The 2,516-nt window shown below is 75.4% G+C and carries 2 protein-coding genes; both read right to left on the bottom strand.

Going from position 1 to position 2,516, the window contains the following annotated elements; all coding sequences use genetic code 11:
• A partial coding sequence (locus tag GPJ59_RS35445) for an MFS transporter (protein ID WP_219672222.1) occupies positions 1-1,373 on the bottom strand: 1,373 nt, incomplete at its 3' end.
• 71 nt (positions 1,374-1,444) lie between these two features.
• Positions 1,445-2,182: an AAA family ATPase gene (locus GPJ59_RS35440; protein WP_219672219.1), complete on the bottom strand. Its 738-nt coding sequence runs from the start codon at positions 2,180-2,182 to the stop codon at positions 1,445-1,447.
• Positions 2,183-2,516 lie beyond the last annotated feature (334 nt).

Genomic DNA, 2,516 nt, shown 5'->3' with positions numbered 1-2,516 from the left:
GCGGCCTTGGCCGGCAGGGACCGGGCGGCGAGGGCCGCCACGGCCACCAGCACCAGCCCGATGCCGGCGACCCAGCGCAGCGCGTCGGCGTAGCCGGCGGTGGCCGTCCGGTCGCCGAGGACGGCGAAGAACACGGAGCCGATCAGCGCCACGCCGACCGCGCTCGCGAACTGCTGGGCGGTGGTGAGCACTCCGGCGGCGGTGCCGGCCTGCCCGGGGCGTACGCCGGCGAGCACGGCCCCGGTCAGCGCGGGCACGGCCAGCCCGTTGCCGAGACCGATGAGCACCATCGGAGGCAACAGCCGAGCCACACTCAACTCACCGGGAAACAACAGGAGTTCGATCAACAGACCCAGCATCCCGGCACCCGCGACCCCGATCCCGGCGAGCACCGTACGCGCGCCCTTCCCCGGCGGGGTGCGCCGGGCCGCCATCGAGGCGGCGGCGAAGGCCAGCCCCAGCGGCGCGAACGCGAGCCCGGCGCCGAGCGGTGAGAGCCCGAGCCCGGACTGCAGCACGAGCGTGAGCGCGAACAGGAAGCTGAAGAACGCCCCGAAGACCGCCCCGCTGATCACCAGCCCGCGGTGGAAGGAGGCCACGGCGAACAGTGACAGGTCCAGCAGCGGGGTCCCGCCCCGCCGCCCGAGCCGGTGTTCCCACAGCAGGGTTCCCACCAGCACCGGCCCTGCGGCGGCCAGGCTCAGCCAGGACCACAGCGGCCAGCCGCCCGCCCCGCCGAGCATCAGCGGTACGAGCGCCAGCGCGAGCCCGGCCGGGATGCCGAGGCCGCCGACGGGGTCCAGCCCCGTTCCCGCCCTGACCTTGGGCGGCCCGGGTACGACCGCCCGCGCGAGGGCGAAGGTGAGCAGCCCGGCCGGCACGTTGACCAGGAAGATCGCCCGCCAGCCGGACCCTTCCGAACCGGCCTGGAGCAGCACCCCGCCGAGCACCTGCCCGGCGACGGCGCCGACCCCGACGGTGACCCCGAACCAGGCGAGCGCCCGGGGCCGTTCGGCAGGCCCGAACACACCCGTGATCAGCGCGAGCACCTGCGGCACCATGGCCGCCCCGGTCACACCCTGGAGCAGCCGCGCGGCCACCAGCTGGCCCGGGCTCTGGGCCAGGCCGCACAGCAGCGAGGCGGCGGTGAAGGCGAGGGTGCCGCCGAGGAACATCACCCGGTTGCCGAACAGGTCACCGAGCCGCCCACCGGTGATCAGCCCACTGGCGTAGGTGAAGGCGTACCCGGCGACGATCAGCTCCAACGCCACCGGCCCGGCCCCGAGCTGGTCCTGGAGGGTGGGCGCGGCGACGTTGACGACGTAGAGGTCGAACTGGGCCATGAACAGCGCGGCCAGCACGACGGGCAGCATCAGCCACCGCCGCCCATGAACCGCGGCTGCGGAAGCGGAAACGGGTGTGGATACGGGTGCGGACGCGCGGGTCACCGGACCACCACCTCCGCGGCGGCCGCCCGGGAGGCGGCGGACTGCACCCGCTCGCCCTCCAGCCGCCAGTCGATGGCCGCGTACTCGCCTGCGGCCAGCGCCAGGGCCTCCTCGACGGGCCGTACGACCGGCAGCCCGAACAGCCCGGCGACGGTACGCAGCCGCTCCGCCCGGTCCGCCTCCTCCACGACGTGGTAGGTGACGCCGAGGTCCTCCAGGGCCTGGAGCAGCATGTCGTCGCAGAACCCGCGGAAGGCGGGATGCATCCGCCGGTGCCCGCCGGCCTTGCCGGTGGCCCCGGCCGGGGCCTTCAGGTGCACGAACCCGTCGTAGGTCTCCTTCACGTGCTGCCGCATCGCGTGCCCGAGCTGGTCCACGGCCTCGGCGAAGAAGCGCATCGCGGCGCCGGCCGGCGGGGTGTCGGCGGGTGAGGCGGGGTCCATGCCGAAGTGGACGCGGGCGGCGGCGTAGATCCACTCCTGGAGCGAGGACCCGTCGGAGATCAGCGGATCCCCGAGCCGCGCCTCGTTCTGCACCCGCCCGACGTGCCGCCGCACCGCGAGCTGCAGGTACTCCGCGGGCGTCACCTCGGCGAGCGCCTTGCCCGGCACGGCATCGGGGAGGATCTCCCGGATGGAGCGGGCGGGGGCGAAGGGGATGCCGGTGTAGTGGGAGAGGGCGGTAGCCGTGGAGGTCTTTCCCGCCGCGTACGTCCCGGACACGGACAGACGCATGAGCTAGGGCTCCTTGGTGGTTGGGTCGTCTCGTAGCAGGGGCTCCGCCCCCACTCCCCCGCGCCTCAAACGCCGGCGAGGCTGGATATTGCCGGGCCCCGCCGACCGGGCTGGGTCGTGCCCCGTAAGGGGCGCGGGGAACTGCGCGACCAGCCCCAACGGCCCAGCAGATCCGCCACGGCCGGCAAGGCCCCCGAACAGGGGCGGGGGGGTCGGGTGCGGCAGCCCCGCCCCCTCCCGCCCCCCCCGGGGTTTGGGGGCGGGGGGCGGGGCGGCGGCCCGGGTCGGGAAGGGGGGGGGGGGGGGGGAGGAGCGCGCTGGGGGGCGCGCGCGG

Origin of the sequence: Streptomyces bambusae, from assembly GCF_019400985.1 — a bacterium.
GTDB lineage: Bacteria > Actinomycetota > Actinomycetes > Streptomycetales > Streptomycetaceae > Streptomyces > Streptomyces bambusae_A.
The sequence above is the reverse complement of the archived record's forward strand: the minus strand, read 5'-3'. Positions and strand labels throughout refer to the sequence as shown.